The organism is Streptomyces sp. NPDC040410 (assembly GCF_055595715.1).
Map to the genome: position 1 here is coordinate 160,011 of NZ_JBVIVK010000006.1, position 16,665 is coordinate 176,675.

Consider the following 16,665-nt stretch of genomic DNA (forward strand, 5'->3'; position numbering starts at 1 on the left):
CGGAATCGCGAACGCCGGCTCCTCCGTGCACGCCGCCCGCGCGCCAACGCCCGAGCCGCGCAGACCGCGGAGGACACCGGTCCGTCCACAGCCCCGAGCCGTGGGGCCGAGTCAGAGGCGGGCGTGGCGGCCACAGTTCCCCGACCAGAGCCCGCTCGGGGCCGCCGGCCCTGACACGCGACGACCGCGGTCAGCCCGATGCCGTCGGCTGGGCGAGGCGGCGGGCGGGCAAGGTGGCGGAGGGCATCGGGTGGCTGTCGCACGCGGTGCCGCGGAGGTGCCGGACGTACTGCTCCCGCGGTACGAGAACGGCGCCCAGGCCGCGGACGTGCGGGCTGTCCCGCTGTGCGTCGAGCAGCACACCGCCGGCCTGTGCGAAGCGCGCCGCGAGGTCGCTCACCGCGACCTTGGAGGCACCGGGACGGTGGAAGAACATCGAGTCCATGCTGAAGACCGATCCGACCTGGAGGCCGAAGACGCCGCCGACCAGTTCGTCGTCCTCCCACACCTCGACGCTGTGAGCATGCCCCAGGTCGTGCAGCCGGACCAGGCTTGCTATCAGCTCCTCGGTGAGCCACAGGGGGTCGCGGTCGGCGCGGCATTCGCGGACGACCCGCTCGAACTGCCGGTCCAGACTGGTCGACCACGGCAGCCGGTTGCGCAACTGGCGGGCGAGGCTCCGGCTGAGGTGTGCGCCCGTGACCGGCAGCACCGGCCTGGGGTCGGGCGACCACCAGGAGACGGCGTAGGGATCGTCCGGTTCCCCGCCCACGAGCGGGATGCGGCCCTCCTCGACCTGATCGGCGAAGACCACCTCGTTGAGGGCGCGGGTGTACTCGTCGGACGCCGGGAACGGATAGACCCCGGCGCGGTACGCCGCCAGGAGGCTGGCGGGACCGAGGTCGGCGGAGAAAGCCACCGGACCGTCGGGAGACGCCGCCAGCACGTCGAGGGCCTCCCAGCCGGGGCAATGGCTCACCATCGTGCCGCTCCGGTCCCTCGGCTCGCCACCGGCCGGACGTAGTCGGCATGCTGGAGGTAGTCGATGTACCGGTCCAGCATCTCTGCGTCCACCGGCGGGACGTCGATCCCCGCGTCCTTCAGCGCCCGTTCCCCGTTGCCGCGGGTGAACTCCGGGAAGACGTCATGGAAGTACATCTCGCTCACGGTGATGTCGGCGAGGGCGCACCGGTCGACGAAGAGCGGGACGAACGGGGTCATCGGATCGGTGGGGTGCCCGGCCGCGTACTTCACCAGCGCGGCGATCCATTCGGTGTAGGGGATCTCCTGGACCGGGTAGCCCTGCTTGCGCAGCCGCTCGGCAAATGAACTCAGCAGTGTGGGACGGGGGTTGGTGAGGTGGTAGACCTCGCCGCGAGCGGGTTGGCGGGTGGAGATGTGTCCGATCGCGCGGGCGAGCTGGTCGGCCGGCAGGAAGTCCAGCGGAAGCTGGACGTCAGGGCACAGCCCGGTCCGGGCGATGAAGCCGAAGAGGGCGGCCATCTCACTGCTGGTGTTCATCACGCCGGTTCCGCTTTTCCCCGTGATGTCCATCAGGCGGTAGATGACGACCGGCAGCCCCGCGTCGGACGCCTTCTTCAGCAGCTCCTCGCCGACCCACTTGCTCTCCACGTATCCCACCGACAGATACTCCGGGAAGCGCAGCGGGGTGCTCTCCGTCACCTCCCGTACCCCGGCCGGCCCGAATCCGGCGAGGACCGCCACGCTGGAGGTGAAGTGGACGGGTACGGCCCTGTCGGCGGCGAGGCGGATGATCTCGTGTGTTCCGTCGACGTTGGCCGCGCGCAGGTCGTGGTACGCGTAGATGAAGTTGACCTGGCCCCCGAAGTGGTAGACGGCGTCGATGGTCGATCCCAGTTCCCCGAACCGGTCGGGCGACAGCCCCAGTCCGGGCTTGCCCAGGTCGCCCACGACCGGCTGGACGCGGTCGCTGGACAGATCGCTGTGCACGAACCTCTGGTGGCTCGCGCGGATCCGCTCCATGCCGTCCTGCTCGTCGGAGGCCCTGACCAGGCAAAGGACCCGACCGGTCGTCCTGCGCAGCAGCTCGTCGATCATGTACGCGCCGCAGAACCCTGTCGCTCCGGTCAGCAGGACGTCGCCGGGGTGCCCGGGGTCCGGAGCCGGCCCGGCACGGCCCACCGCAGGAACGCGCCGGGCTGTCTCCGCGGTGAAGTCGACGCTTCCGCCTTCCGGGTGGGCCAGTGTGCCGGCGCGTGCCTGGCGCACGGACTCGGCGAACGCGGCGAGCACCGGCTGCCGCAGCAGTGAACGGGTCAGGTCGCGGATGTGGGTGACGCCGATGCCGAAAATGACGCGGGTCCGCGCGAGCATCTCCATGGCCAGCAGCGAGTTGCCGCCCAGCTCGAAGAAGTCGTCGTACGGACGGACGTAGTCCACACCCAGGATCTGGCCCCACAACAGGGCCATGCCCTGCGGCACGGGACGGTCGTCGGCGCCGGCCGTCGCCGCCGCGGTCTCGGTTTCCGGCACGGCCTTGCGGTCGAGTTTTCCGCTGGGGGCGAGGGGCAGCCGTTCGACCGAGTGGAAGGCTGCCGGGATCATGTAGCCCGGCAGGACGTCGGCGAGTGCAGACCGCAGCCGGGTGCGCAGCGCGGCCTCGCCGCCGTCCGGGGGCGAGGCCGGCGTGTAGTACGCGATGAGGTCCCGGTCGCCGTTGTCGCGCGCCCGAGCCACCACCATCGCCTGGCCGATCTCGGTGTGGGACACGAGCGCGGCCTCGACCTCGGCCGGGTCGACCCGGAACCCGCGGATCTTCATCTGGTCGTCGACGCGGCCCAGGACCTCCAAGTTGCCGTCCGGGCGCAGGCGGCCCAGATCCCCGGTGCGATACATCCGGTCCCCCGGCGCCGAGCCGTGCGGGTCGGGCAGGAACTGCCGTGCGGTCAGGGCGGGTTGCTGCCAGACACCGCGGGCCAGCCCCGGGCCGCCGATGTAGATCTCGCCACGCTCGCCCGGCGGCACCGGGCGCAGTTCGGCGTCGAGCACGTGGACGTGTTCCCCCTCCAGGGGTCTGCCGATCGGGGCGACGGCGGTGTCCGGCACGGCGAGCACTTCCTCGTTCACGTCGCAGAGCGTGGAGGTGATGGTGGTCTCGGTGAGCCCGTAGGCGTTGACGAGCCGCGCGCCGGGCATCCGGCGCAGAATGGCGCGGCAGTCCTTCGCGGTGACGATCTCGCCGCCGACGATGACGAGCCTCAGGGACGCGAGCTCGTCGCGGTCCGCGACGGAGACGATCCGCTGCCAGTAGGCGGGGGTCAGGTCGGCGACGGTGATCCCGTGCTCCGGGAGGCGGTGCAGCAGGTCGGTGGGCGCCCACGTCTGTGTTCCCGCGAGGACGAGCGTCGCGCCGCTGATCAGTGTGGCGAAGATCTGCTCCAGGGAGGTGTCGAAGCCGAGCGCCGCGGCGTGCAGCACCCGGTCGCCGGGCGTGAGTTCGTACGCCCGGGACACCGCGGTGAGGGAGTGGGTCAGCGACCGGTGGGTGATCATCAAACCCTTGGGAGGTCCGGTGGACCCGGAGGTGTAGATCACGTAGGCGAGGTCGTCCGGCCGCGGGCCGTGTGCCGGGCGCGGTTCCGTCGGCGGCTCCTGCGTGACCGGTTCCCCGGCGACCCTTGGGTGGACGGTCAACGCGTCGCACTCGGCGAACATCTTGGCGTGCTCGTGGCTCGAGACGACGAGGCGTGAACCGGTCTCCTTGACCAGTGCGACCATGCGTTGCTGCGGAGTCGCCGGGTCGAGGGGCAGGAACGCGCCGCCGGATCTCAGCACCGCCAGCAGGGAGACGATCAGCTCCGGCAGGCGGTCGAGACACACGGTGACGACGGACTCCGCGTCCACGCCCGACTCCCGCAGCTTCTGGGCCAGCCGGTCGGCGCGGCCGGTCAGCTCGGCGTAGCTGAGCCGGCCCTCGTCCGAGAGCACCGCGAGAGCCGACGGCTGGTGTTGCGCCCGCTCCCAGACCAGCTCGGGCACGGTGCTCGGCCCGGATCCCCGGCGCCGCCGCCCGGTACGGGCGCCTGTGGACCGCATGTCGGTCCACAGGCGGTCGACCAGGCTTCCGCACGAGTCCGCGGACTCCGGTGCGCCAACCCGGGCCCACCCGGCCGGAATCGGCCGATCGGCGGGCCAGACCGCGTACTGCTCCAGGTCGTTGCGCAACACGACGAACAGCGCAGCCGGCTCTGCCGGCGGGTGATCACGTTCCATCACCTTGGGTCTCCTGCCTCGCGCGGCGTCCTGCGGAGCATGACCGGTGTCCCTCAGCGCCCGTGTCACATCCCCGGCCGGGCCCGTGACGAAGGCGCTTGGAGCCTGTGTCACATCCCCGGCCCGGCGTCCGCCGCCCGGCACGCACGCTCGCCGCGTCGCCGAACCCCGCAGGTGGCTCCGCCATGAGCGGACGCACAAGGCGACGTTCGCCGATCCGGCCGGGGATGTGACACGGGCTCTTACGGGAGATGGCCGCCATCACCGCTTCCCTTCCGCGGGCGCCGCGGGCGCCGCGGGCAGTCCGGCCAGGCGGCCGAGCGGCGGCGCGAGGATGAGCTGCTCCGCCTCCTCGGCGCTGACGGGTTCGGCGAAGAGGTATCCCTGGGCCAGACGGCAGCCCATGGAGATCAGCAACTCCTGCTGCCTCACGTTCTCCACGCCTTCGGCGATCACCGTGAGACCGAGTGTGTCCGCGAGATGGGTGATGCCCTCGACCAGGGCGTACTGTTCGGGCGAGCGCCCGAGTTCGTCGACGAACGACTTGTCGATCTTGAGTATCGAGATGGGGAACTCGCGCAGATAGCTCAGCGACGAGTAACCCGTTCCGAAGTCGTCGATCGCGATACGGATCCCGAGGTCGGTGAGCGCACTCATCTCGGCCAGAATCCGTTCGTCGTTGTACATCAGCACGCTCTCGGTCAGTTCCAGTACGAGAGACGACGGTTCGATGCCGGACAGATCCAGGGCGCGCCGTACCACGTTGTAGAACTCCTCGTCGCGGAACTGACGCGGCGACACATTCACGCTGATGTAAGGCTCTTTGCGGCCGGGCGTCCCGTCGCGGCGCACGGAGCTCTGCAACCGGACGGTCTCGGCCGTGGCCTGGTCGAGCACCCAGGCGCCGAGCGGGACGATCTGCCCGCTCTCCTCGGCCAGCGTGATGAACTGCTCCGGCAGCACCATGCCGCGTGTGGAGTGGGGCCAGCGGACGAGTGCCTCGAAGCCGGAGATCTGCCCGGTGGTCAGTTCCACGATGGGCTGGTACAGGACCAGGAAGGACGTCTCGATCGGCGAATTGTCCAGGCCCTCCTGCAGCTTGGCGCGCTCGGCCATGCCGCTCTGCAGCTCCGGGCGGTAGCGGCGCCACTGGCGCTTGCCCGCCGTCTTGGCCGCGTACAGCGCGAGATCGGCGTGGGTCAGCAGTTCGACTGCGTCGATGCTGTCCTCCGTCGTCGCGACACCGATGCTGGCGTACGTGCTCACCGGTCCCACACTGAGCCGGAACGGTTCGGCGAACACGGTCATCAGGTGTTCGGTGAACCGCTCCACGCCCTCCGGCCCGACGGAGCCCTCCACCAGCAGGGCGAACTCGTCCCCGCCGATGCGCGCGGCGGTGTCGGAGGCGCGGACGGTGGTCGACAGCCGGAGCGAGAGCGCGACCAGGAGTTCGTCGCCCACACTGTGGCCGTGGATGTCGTTGACGACTTTGAAGTCGTCCACGTCGACGAAGAGCACGCCGATCACCGTGCCGTCGCGCTGGGCCTGGAGCAGGGCGTGGTTGACCCGCTCCTGGAAGAGCACGCGGTTGGCCAGGCCGGTGAGCGAGTCGTGGAACGCCTGGTGGGTGAGTTCGCGTTCGAGCTTGCGCTGTTCGGTCACGTCCCGCAGGGTGAGCACCACGCCGCCGACGGTCGCCTCCTCGCGCAGGTCGCTCCATCTCACCTCGACCTCGATGGACGCCTTGTCGGCGCGGACCATGCGCCAGTGCTCGCGCATGCTCTGGTACTCGCGGCTCCGTATCCGGCCGAGCGTCTCGACCACCACACGGCTGTCCTGCGGCGGCACCAGATCGATGAGGTGGGTGCCCTCCAGGTCCTGAATGCCGAGCACCTGATCGGCCGACGGACTGGCGTAGCGGACCCGGTCGTCGTCGTCGAGGATGAGGATGACATCGGAGGCGTTCTGCACCAGTGTGCGGAAGTACATCTCGCTGTTGCGCCGGTTCACCTCCTGGGCGAGGGCGACCCGTGCCACGGCAAGTGCCGTCTGCGCGGCGAGCGTCGCCAGCGTTTCGCGGAGCACGAGGAGCTCCTGCTCTTCCCCCGGCACGACCAGCGCCCCGATCAGCGAATCGCCGGAGGGGTGATCCTGGGAGGTGAGCGGGCAGACGAGCGCGTGGCTGACGCGGGTCCGCTCCTCGTCCGGGCCCGTGAGGCAGGCGGCCATGTCCGACCCCGTACGGTCGAGGGTCACCAGGCGGTTCTTGCCGGAATCGGTCAGTTCCCGTACCACTGCCGTCACACGGGCCGACACGGGGCAGGGGAGGCCGCCGTCCGACCCGTTCACCCAGAGCGTGTTGTCCGGCATGGTCAGCAGCACGGAACGCGGCGGCCGCTGCCGTACGAGGTCCGCCACCGCGGAGTGGACGGCGCCGGCCACATCCCGCACACCGCCCGCTCCGCCCAGCGACGACACCGCCAGGCGCAGCACCTTCTCGCGTCGGACCGCCTGCCGGTGGGTCGCCACCACGCCGGCCAGGCGGTAGAGCACAAGGAGGAAGAGCACCGCGGAGAACACCCCGATGACGCCGACGTTGGCCTCCACGCCGCGGACCGCCTCGATGAGCAGGATGGTGGGCGCGATCAGCGACGCCAGGGTGAGCAGACTCAGCCTGCCGACGCCGGTATCGCTGCGCGCTGCCACCGGCTCGGTCAGCGACCGCATGGACGGATGGAGCGCGGCGGCCGCCCAGGCGCCGTACAGGGCGGCCCAGCCGAGCTCGACCCAGGTACCCGTGCGCCAGATCCCGTGCAGTTGGATCAGGCCGTACATCACGTCGGCGACGAGCAGGCCGACGGTGCCCGTGGTGAGCAGCACGAGCGCGGGGCTCTTGCCGCCACGACCGGCGAGCAGACGCAGCAGCATCGCCAGGACGAGGATGTCGCCGAGCGGATAGGCGATGGAGAACGCCTTCTGGATCCAGGTGAGGCCCTCGACACGGGCGAACGGATCGATGAGGAAGAGCCACGACAGCAGCGCCAGGCCCACCGTCAGCGTCAGCGCGTCGACGAGGCTCGCGCGGTCGCGCCAACCCGTGCGCCAGTGGACGAAGCCCAGCAGCCCGGCCGCATAGAGCGGATATGCCGCCAGATAGAAGCCGTCGGCGATCGACGGAAACGGCATCTCCTCGTGGAGCAACTCGATGAGGATGATCTGGGTCGCCTGGCCTGCGGCGAAGGCGAAGTTTCCCGCGGCGAGCAACAGCCAGGGGAGTCTGTGCGTCGGGCGGTTGAGAAAGACACCCAGGACAATACCGAAGACGCCGACAGCTCCAATACCTACGAAGATGAGCCGCTGTTCTGGAAATGTGTAATAGAGCGCGATCAGCACGGCGATACATACGCTGACGGCGGCCAAAGCGGCCTGGCTTCGCAGTCGCGGGTTCACCCCAACTCACCTCCTGGGAGGGTCACTCGTCGGCGTTCCGAGCTGGGCGAACGGCACCCGGCGACGGAGAAGCCCATGGGATCGGGCCGACGAAAGAGAATTCTCCAGGGCCGGGACTCGGCCCCGGTTGCCGGTATACACGGTTTCCGGTATACGCGGTAGCCGATATAGGGCTCCTTCGCGCCAAGACATCGACGTGTCTTCCATCCAGCTTACTCAGCTCGCCATTTCCCGCACGCTCACGGAGAGATACCGTCTCACCTCGCGAGTTATCGTGCCATGCGGGAAAATGGAGGACGCGGAAAACCGGACCGGATCCGCCCAGCGACGATCGGCTCCTGACGGAGCGTGGAGTGCCATGCTCTCCGATTACCGCCGGATCTTCTCCCCTGAAGGCACTCTGCTCTTCTCCGCAGCGGGCTTCATCGCACGCCTACCGCTGTCGATGATCGGCGTCGGCATCGTCACCATGCTGTCGCAGCTCGGCGGTGACTACTGGCTCGCCGGCTCGGTCTCCGCCACGCAGGCGCTCGCCGGCGCGGCGATCGCACCGCAGATCTCACGGATGGTCGACCGGCACGGCCAGCGCCGGGTCGTCCTGCCGGCGACAGCCGTGACGGTGGCCGGCATCTGTGCGCTGCTGCTGTGCGCCCGGTATGCCGCCCCGGACTGGACGCTGTACGTCGCGGCGGCGGTGGCGGGCTGCATGCCCAGTGTGGGTGCGCTCGTCAGGTCCCGCTGGGCGGAGATCCACCGGGAGTCGCCGCGGCTGCTGCACACCGCCTACTCGCTGGAGTCGGTGTTCGACGAGGTCGTCTACGTCGTCGGCCCGGTCCTGGCGATCGGGCTGTCCACCAGCGTCAGCGCCGGGGCCGGGCCGCTGACGGCCGCGGTCCTGCTCGCCGTCGGCGTAATGCTGTTCGCCGCCCAGCGGCGTACGGAACCGCCGGTACGCCCGGAGCCGCAGCGCGCCGGTGGCAGCGCGCTCCGGGCCCCTGGACTCGGCCTGCTGGTGCTGACGGTGACGTCGGTGGGCGCGTCCTACGGCGCCGTGGAGGTCGCGACGGTGGCGTTCGCCGGCGCACACCACCACAAGGGGCTCTCCGGCCTCCTGCTGGGCGTGTACGCGCTCGGCTCGGGTCTGGCGGGCGCGGTCTTCGGCGCGATCAGACTGCGGGGGCCGATCCCGCGGCGCTTGCTGGTCAGCGTCGGCGCGATGGCGGTGACGACCGCACCGCTGTTGTTCGCGCCGAATCTCGCGGCGCTCGCGGGCATGCTCTTCGTGGCCGGCGTGGCCCTCGCGCCGATCCTCATCACCACGATGGGGCTGGTGGGCCATATGGCCCCGGCCGGCCGGCTCACCGAGAGCTTCACCTGGATCGTCTCGGGCCTGTCCGTCGGGGTGGCGCTGGGCTACGCGACGGCCGGGTGGGCGGTCGAGGGGGCGGGGGCCTCGGCGGGCTACCGGGTACCGTGCGCGGCGGCCCTGCTCGCCGCCGCGACGGCCGCCCTCGCCCTGCCACGGCTGACCCGAGCCGGCGCGCAGTGACCGAAGAGGCTCACCGCGAGGTCAGGTCCGCAGCCGCAGTTCCTTACGCCACTTGACGAGCTGCTGCTCCGGATCTCCCGTGTACGACCACGGAGTTCGCGTGACACGGCGCCCGAGCATCGCCAGCAGGGCGGCGGCGACGTCCGGGACTCCCGCGTGACAGGCGGCGTGCGCCAGGTAGTTGAGGTCGCGCAGTTCACCGGGCCGGACGTCGCCCTGCCCGCGGCCCGTGATCCAGCGCTGCCAGGTGCGCCGTACGTCGCTGACGGCACCGTCGTGGTCCCAGTGCTGCCCGAGGCCCATCGCCGAGTGACTTCCGTGCGCGGCGCCCAGGGCGTATCGGTACTCCTCGACCCGGGCGTACTGCACCAGCACCGGCAGCGCGCAGCCCTCCGGAGCCACGCCGGCCGCGTCGTGGGCGAAGTCGTACATGAGGCCGTGCGATCCGTGCCAGCGCGACGAGTAGTAGTGCAGCACCTGCAGATGGCCCTCCACGCTGTACGGGTCACGCCCGTGCAACTCGTCCCACCAGCGGGCCAGTTCCTGTCGGCGTACCCCGGACGAGTACAGCCGGGCGACGGAGATCAGGGAGACCCACGGTGTCGGGTCGTCCACATATGCCTCGGCGGCCTGCAGGCATGCCATCACCGTGGTGTCGATGCGCTGCTGGTCGATCGGCACACCCCGGCCCGCGGCGATGGCCAGGTTGAAGGCCCGGGCGGTCTCGGTCGCCGCCCGCAGCACCAGCGCGTCGGCGCTGTGCGGTTCGGCGGCCAGCCACGACTCCACCGTCGAACTGCCCGCGCAGGCCTGCGCGAGCAGCCGGACCCGGTGGCCGCGGGCGAGCCAGTCGGGGCCGGTGGCGCGCAGCAGTTCGCGCAGGCCCTGCCAGCGGCCGATGACGAGGTCGTGGCGGGCCGAGCTGAGGGGCCCGTCGCCGCAGTCGGGGTCGAAATCGGGAGCGAAGCGGTCTCGCGCCATCGGGGAATCCCCTCAGAAGTCGGTGGGGAGACCCTCGTGGACACGGGAGTCGAGGAGCGCTCCGTCGTCGGGGACGTATTCGGCCTCGACGGTGCGGCTGGCGTCCAGCTTGGCGGGCCGGTAGTAGTCGCTGCCCTGCTTCCAGTACCAGAGCATGGGGATCAGCCCGACGGCGAGCCCGCCGATGCCTATGGTGAGTGCCGCGGTGCTCAGTTCGCCCAGCGACTCGAAGAAGATCCAGAACATGAACAGGGAGCCGAGCAGCGGCCACAGCCCGCCGAGGACGAAGTTGGCCGCCGATGTCAGCAGCATCTTGCGGTATGCGACGACCACCGCGAGACCGGTCAGTCCGTAGTAGACGGCGATCTGCAGACCGATCGCCGAGATGGCGTCGGAGAGGATGTCGCCCACCGTGCCGAGGGCGTTGGAGGCGATGAACATCACCAGCGCCACGGCTCCGACCACCACGATCGCCACCCAGGGAGTGTTCCACCGGCGGTGCACGCGGCCCAGGGCGGCCGGCATCGTACGGTCGCGGCCCATCGCGAACAGGGAGCGCGTGACCTGGATGAGGGTGGTCTCCAGCGTGGCGATGGTGGAGAGCATCACCGACACGACGAGCAGCTTGCCGCCCCAGCCCGGCCAGATCTCCTCGCCGAGCACGGCCAGCACGTTGGCGTCGTTCTCCTCGATCTGCGGGGAGGACAGGATGACGTTGACCGCGATGGTGAACACCTCGAAGAGCAGGAAGACGATGCCCACTCCGATGAGGCCCGCGAGGCCCGTCGTACGGCGGCTGTTGCGGGTCTCCTCGCTCAGGTTGCTGGTCACGTCCCAGCCCCAGTAGTAGAACGCGGCGATGAGCGCACCCGACGCGAACCCCGCCATCCCGTCGAAGTGGCCGAAGCCGAGCCAGGACCATTCGAATGCCCTTGCGTTGCCCGTGTGGAAGAAGGCGAGTACCGCGAAGAGGGCCAGGATGGCGAGTTCGACCCCGGACATGACCAGTTGGGCGCGCACGGTGAGCCGGGCACCGCCGAGCACCACCAGCAGCATGAGCACGAACCAGGCCGCGCCGACCACGGTGGACAGAGCCGTGTCGTCCGCGAGCTTGTCGTCGAAGAGAGCGAGTGTCATCGACCCGGCCGGCAGCGAACCCGCCACCATGAAGATGGTGGCCGAAATCACCAGCGCCCAGCCGCTGATGAAGCCCAGGAAGGGATGGAGTGTGCGCCCCACCCACGAGTAACTGGCGCCGGCGTTCACGTCGATACGGCTGAGATAGCTGAAGGCGAGCGCGATGCCCAGCATGGGTATCGCGCAGTAGAGCAGTGCCGCCGGGCTGGCCAGGCCCACCGCGCCGACGAGGACCGCCGTGGTCGCGGCGATCGAGTACGCCGGTGCGCTGCCCGCGACGGCCATCACGACGGTGTCGAAGGTACCGAGGGCGTTGGCCTGCAGCCCTCTGCCCCTGCTGTTGCTCATGAATGCGCTGCTTTCGTCTTGCACGACGCAAGGGCGTGGCCCCGACGACGTAAAGGGGGGTGGGGGGTGAACCCGCCCATGACCGGAGAGGGATGGCCTCGGGCCAGGGGCGGTACAGAGGGCGCCGGCCACCGTTCTGCCTCGCTGTCTACAGACGGTGACCAGGCGTGTGCGTGTGATGATAGTCGTGCCCATTGCGCTTTCAAGATTGACCGGAGAGTAATCTTCCGGCCGTCGAAATATTTCGAAGGCCCTTCTCCCGTCCCACCCGTGACGTTTCCCTCAGAGCCTCTGTCACATCCGGGCCGGGCGTGTGACGCAGGCTCTCGGTCCCCGATCCGGTCGAACTGGCCCAGCTTGTCCGTGGCGTCGAGGGCGGCCACCTTGTAGGACTCCGCGAGCGTCGGGTAGTTGAACACCGATGCCGATCGGCCGGAGGTTGTGTACGTGCGTGCGGTTGTGTACGTGCGTGCGGTTGTGGCCGTCCACCGTGATACGGCCGCGCCGGTGCGCGGCCAACCCGGCATTGCCGAGGCCGAGTTCGGCTGTCAGGCCCCCTGTCGGCCGGCGGAGTACGTCATCGTGTCGGCCCGTGTCGTCCTGCCGCTCTCCAGGACGGTGAGCGTGCCACGGGGATGCCGCTCGACGCGTGGCACGGCGGTTGCCCGCACGTGTCCGCTCCCGGACGGGGGGCGACCCGCCCGGGCGGACAACCGTCTCCTACGGCAGCAGCTTGTCGAGGGCGGCGGGTCCCTCCGCCTCCAGCTTGCGCCGGGCCCATTCCAGGGTGCGCGGGGTGAGGTCCTTGCCCGAGGCGAGCACCAGGTCCTCCGGTGACACCTCGGTGCCGGTACGGGCATGGAGCAGGTCGTCCGGGGTGGCACGGTCCTCGGACGGCCCTGACGCGTCGGGCTGTGACGTCGGCATGATCTCTGCTCCTCGGATCCGGATCGTTCTGCGGCCCCGGTGCTGTCATCGGGTCCCTTATCAGCATTCGACGCTGGAGCGCGGCGTGCATCCGGAACCACCGGTACCGCCCGCCGGCACCGCCTCCCGGCGGCCGCCGGCTCCCGTGCAAGGCCGGGGTACCGCCCCGGGCCGGAACGGAACCTTCCCGAGGTCCCCGGCCGGCCCGCCACCCGGGATGCCCGTCCAGGATGCCCTGATGATCAGGTTGGCGTGTAATGGGGGATATCTATCGACCCGGCCGACAGGGGAAGACCAGGCCCATGGCACGTACCCGCAGCAGCGACGAGGGACGGGGGACAGGAAGGCCGGGGAGCCTCAGAAGGCTGGGGGAGTGGTGTGCGCGCCACTTCGTGATCGTCATCGTGGCCTGGCTGGTGGCCCTCGTCGCCCTCCAGGTCCTGAACCGCGCTTACGGCGGCACGTATTCCGACAACTTCGACCTCCCGGGCGTGCAGTCCACGGAGGGCCTGGACGTCCTGAAGAAGCACGACCCCGCCGCGGGCGGCTACAGCAGCCAGATCGTCATGCACGACGACGACAAGGCTCTGACCTCGCTGAGCTCGCAGATGTCCACCACGGTCAGCGACCTGCAGAAGCTGCCCCACGTCCTGTCGGTGCAGAACCCGCTGTCCGCCGCCGACTCGACGACACAGTCGCAGCCGAACGTCGGGCCGCTGTCCACCGACGGCAAGACCGCCTACATCACCGTCCGTTTCGACGAACAGCCGTCGAGCCTCGGCGACGACTACCTCAACGGCGTGGACGACGCCGTGCAGCCGCTCAGGGCGGCCGGCGCCGACGTCGAGTACGGCGGACCGCTCGGCGAGCTGGCGCGGCCCGCCGCCGACGACCGGGTGAGCGAGCTGATCGGCTTCGCGGTGGCGATCGTCGTCCTGCTGATCGGCTTCGGCAGCGTGATCGCGGCCGGCCTCCCCCTGGTGAGCGCACTCATCAGCGTGATCTGCGGGCTCGCCTGCCTCGGACTGATCGCCGCCGCGTTCACCTTCGCCACCGTCTCGCCGACCCTGGCCACGATGATCGGAATCGGCGTCGGCATCGACTACTCACTGTTCCTGATCACTCGTCACCGGCAGAACCTCATGAACGGCGCGGACCCGGTGCACTCGGCCGGCCGGGCCACCGCCACCAGCGGCCGCGCCGTGCTCGTCTCAGGGTGCACGGTGATCATCGCCCTCTTCGGTCTGTACGCGTCCGGAGTCTCCTTCATCGGCAAACTCGGCCTCGCCGCCGCCATCACGGTCGTCACCGCCGTCCTGGGCGCGCTGACCATGGTGCCCGCCTTGCTCGGGCTGATCGGCAGCCGGATCGACCGCTACAAGGTGCGCCGGCCCGTCGCCGAGACCGACGCCGCCCCGGGCGCCGAGCCCCAGGGCACCTGGCACCGCTACGCACAGCGGGTCGAGCGGCACCCGTGGAGCTTCCTGGCGGCGGGCGTGACGACCGTCGTGATCCTCGCCATCCCGCTCTTCTCCATCCAGCTCGGCCACATCGGCGACGGCGCCGATCCCACGTCCTTCACCGACCGGCGCGCGTACGACCTGATGACCGACGCGTTCGGTCCCGGCTCCAACGGTCCTCTCACCGTCGTCATCGACCAGACCTCCGTGCCGTCGTCGCAGCGCTCCGACCTGTCCTCCAAGGCCCAGAAGACCCTCGACGGCGTGGCGGGGGCCTACAAGGTCACCCCACTGCAGCCCACCCAGGACGGGGACGTCCTCATCGCCACCGTCTACTCGGATCAGTCCCCGCAGGACGCCGACACCACGGACCTGACGAACCGTCTCGTCGACGACACCCTCCCCGACGCGGTCTCCGGAACGGACGCCAAGGGCTATGTCACCGGGACGACGGCCGCACAGGTCGACTTCCGCGACATCGTCGCCAGCCGGCTGTTCCTGATCATCCTGGTCGTCGTGGCCCTGGCCTTCCTGATCATCCTCGCCGTCTTCCGCGGCCTCCTCGTCGCGCTCAAGGCGGCAGTCCTCAACGTCCTCTCGATCGCGGCCTCGTACGGCGTCGTCGTCGCCGTCTTCCAGTGGGGCTGGGGCGGCCCCGCGCTCGGCGTCAACGGCAAGGTGCCCATCGAGAGCTACGTGCCGATGATGATGTTCGCGATCATCTTCGGGCTGAGCATGGACTACGAGATCTTCCTGCTCTCCCGCGTGCACGAGGCCTGGCTGCGCACCGGGGACGCGAAGGCGTCGGTCGCCCACGCGCTGGAGATCACCGCGCGGGTCATCACCTGCGCGGCACTGATCATGGTGAGCGTCTTCGCCGCGTTCATCGTGAGCGACAACATCGTGGTCAAGATGATGGGCCTCGGCCTGGCCGTGAGCGTACTCATCGACGCATCGGTCGTACGCCTGCTGATGGTCCCGGCGGTCATGACACTGCTGGGCTCCCATGCCTGGTGGACACCCCGGTGGCTCGACAGGATCCTGCCGCACATCGATGTCGAGGGAGAGCACGAGCAGGCCCCGGAGGTCAGCGGGACTCCTCCGGCCTCTCGGGCCTCAGGAGGAGCATCGTGACGTCGTCGGCGACGGTCCTGCTGTAGCGGACGAGGTCCGCCCACACATGCTCGGCGAGGACGGCCGGCTCGTCGTCGGCGAAGTCCGCCAGCCGCTCCGTGAGCGGATAGAAGGCGCCCTCGTCGTTCCTGGCCTCCCAGACGCCGTCCGAGGCCAGGAAGAGCAGGTCGCCAGGCCGTAGCGGCACGGTGAGCCCGGCGGGCGGCCCTGCGTCGGACAGGCCGAGGCCCAGCGGCGTGCCCGACGGGACCTTGAGCTCGACGGCCAGGCCCTGGCGCAGCAGGACGGGAGCCGGGTGCCCGCAGGCCACGATCCGCACCGAGGCCGCGTCGGCGGAGAACTCGAGCAGCACGGCCGTGGCGAACAGTTCGGAGTGCCGTACGGCCGCGGAGTCCACCACCAGCCTGCGGTCGAGGCGGGCGGCCATCGTCTCCGGATCGGGTTCGTCGAGCACCGCTTCCCGGAATGCCCCGAGCAGCGCGGTGACCGTCGCGACGGCCGTCAGACCGTGCCCCTGCACATCGCCCATGACCGCACGTACGCCGTGCGGGCCCTCGCGCACGTCGAAGAAGTCGCCGCCGACCAGCGTGCCGTGCTGGGCCGCCCGGTACAGGCCCGCACACCGCACCGGCCCCACGTGCTGCGGCAGCGGCGGCACGACGGCCCGCTGCACGGCCTCCGCGACGGCACGCTCGGTGACCAGCTGGGCGTCACGGCGGCTGCGGACGAACGAAACCCCCACACTCAGCGCCGCGACGAAGCACATGGTGAGCAGATCGGTGTTGCCGGGGGCGTCGAGATGGAACGCAGGGACGCTCAGCACGACCACCACCAGGCCGCCGAGGACCGCGGTCGCCACGGGCCCGTACGACAGCACGGCCAGCGGCGGGATGGCGCCCAGCAGAAACCCGATGTCGACCTGGTCGGGATCGCTGGCCGTCACCACGCACACGCCGGCCAGCAGCGCGACCGGCAGCACCCGCACCCAGCCCGGTGGCGGCGCGCCCCGCAGCCAGCTCCGCCGTTCCCGTTCGCGCAGCGACAACCGGCCGCCCTCTCTTCTCACACCTCTACGCTGCTACAACGGCCCTGGCACCGCACGCCGGGACCGGCGCCCGTGCCGTACGCCGGACCCCCCCGGTCATCCGTGTGCTCGACGCGAGAGACACCCTGGCGACCACGATGCCGGGTTCGAGGTGACCGGCAGCGGACGGCGGAGGCGCCGTGGGTTCGGCGGTGAGGTCTGGTGTGTGCGCAGCGGCGACGAACTGGGGGGACTGGGAGGCGGCCTGCCGCGGGGCGTGGACCATCCCGGCGGGCGCGCGCGGCCCGTCTCGGTCTTATCGTTCCTTCACAGCCGGGTTCGTGGATGGGCTGGCACCGGCAATCGTCCGGTCCCTAGGATGGACTCCCTGTCATGTCAGG

9 protein-coding genes and 1 pseudogene are annotated in these 16,665 nt (G+C 70.2%); 2 read left to right on the top strand and 8 right to left on the bottom strand.

Features of this window, described 5'->3' with window-relative positions; genetic code table 11:
• Positions 1–190: 190 nt before the first annotated feature.
• From ACZ562_RS15120 to ACZ562_RS15130, 3 genes are all read right to left on the bottom strand, one after another.
• Complete coding sequence (locus ACZ562_RS15120) at positions 191–982, bottom strand: leucyl/phenylalanyl-tRNA--protein transferase (protein WP_471178256.1); 792 nt, start codon at positions 980–982, stop codon at positions 191–193.
• The gene (locus ACZ562_RS15125; protein ID WP_471178259.1) at positions 976–4,254 is read right to left on the bottom strand and encodes an amino acid adenylation domain-containing protein; all 3,279 of its coding nucleotides are present in this window, start codon (positions 4,252–4,254) and stop codon (positions 976–978) included. Before ACZ562_RS15125 ends, ACZ562_RS15120 begins: the two co-directional genes overlap by 7 nt.
• Positions 4,255–4,515: 261 nt before the next feature.
• A complete protein-coding gene (locus ACZ562_RS15130) occupies positions 4,516–7,518 on the bottom strand; it encodes a putative bifunctional diguanylate cyclase/phosphodiesterase (protein ID WP_471178262.1) in 3,003 nt (1,000 codons plus the stop codon).
• Positions 7,519–8,062: 544 nt separating this feature from the next.
• Here ACZ562_RS15130 and ACZ562_RS15135 point away from each other — a divergent pair.
• Complete coding sequence (locus ACZ562_RS15135; protein WP_471178264.1) at positions 8,063–9,253, top strand: MFS transporter; 1,191 nt, start codon at positions 8,063–8,065, stop codon at positions 9,251–9,253.
• A 21-nt stretch (positions 9,254–9,274) separates the two neighbouring features.
• On the opposite strand, the gene ACZ562_RS15140 is transcribed toward ACZ562_RS15135, so the two are convergent.
• From ACZ562_RS15140 to ACZ562_RS15155, 4 genes and pseudogenes are all read right to left on the bottom strand, one after another.
• Positions 9,275–10,234 (bottom strand): hypothetical protein, encoded by a 960-nt coding sequence (locus ACZ562_RS15140; protein ID WP_471178267.1) that lies wholly within the window; start codon positions 10,232–10,234, stop codon positions 9,275–9,277.
• Between the two features lie 12 nt (positions 10,235–10,246).
• Entirely contained in the window at positions 10,247–11,719 is a 1,473-nt protein-coding gene (locus ACZ562_RS15145; RefSeq protein WP_471178270.1) for an APC family permease, read from the bottom strand.
• Positions 11,716–12,375, bottom strand: a pseudogene (locus ACZ562_RS15150) (hypothetical protein); the annotation flags it as partial. The pseudogene ACZ562_RS15150 and the gene ACZ562_RS15145, both read right to left, overlap by 4 nt.
• A gap of 64 nt (positions 12,376–12,439) precedes the next feature.
• Positions 12,440–12,646: a hypothetical protein gene (locus ACZ562_RS15155; protein ID WP_471178273.1), complete on the bottom strand. Its 207-nt coding sequence runs from the start codon at positions 12,644–12,646 to the stop codon at positions 12,440–12,442.
• A 302-nt stretch (positions 12,647–12,948) separates the two neighbouring features.
• On the opposite strand from ACZ562_RS15155, the gene ACZ562_RS15160 reads away from it, so the two are divergent.
• The gene (locus tag ACZ562_RS15160; RefSeq protein WP_471178275.1) at positions 12,949–15,240 is read left to right on the top strand and encodes an MMPL family transporter; all 2,292 of its coding nucleotides are present in this window, start codon (positions 12,949–12,951) and stop codon (positions 15,238–15,240) included.
• On the opposite strand, the gene ACZ562_RS15165 is transcribed toward ACZ562_RS15160, so the two are convergent.
• Positions 15,194–16,306: a PP2C family protein-serine/threonine phosphatase gene (locus tag ACZ562_RS15165; RefSeq protein ID WP_471178278.1), complete on the bottom strand. Its 1,113-nt coding sequence runs from the start codon at positions 16,304–16,306 to the stop codon at positions 15,194–15,196. The genes ACZ562_RS15160 and ACZ562_RS15165 overlap by 47 nt on opposite strands.
• Positions 16,307–16,665: the final 359 nt, after the last annotated feature.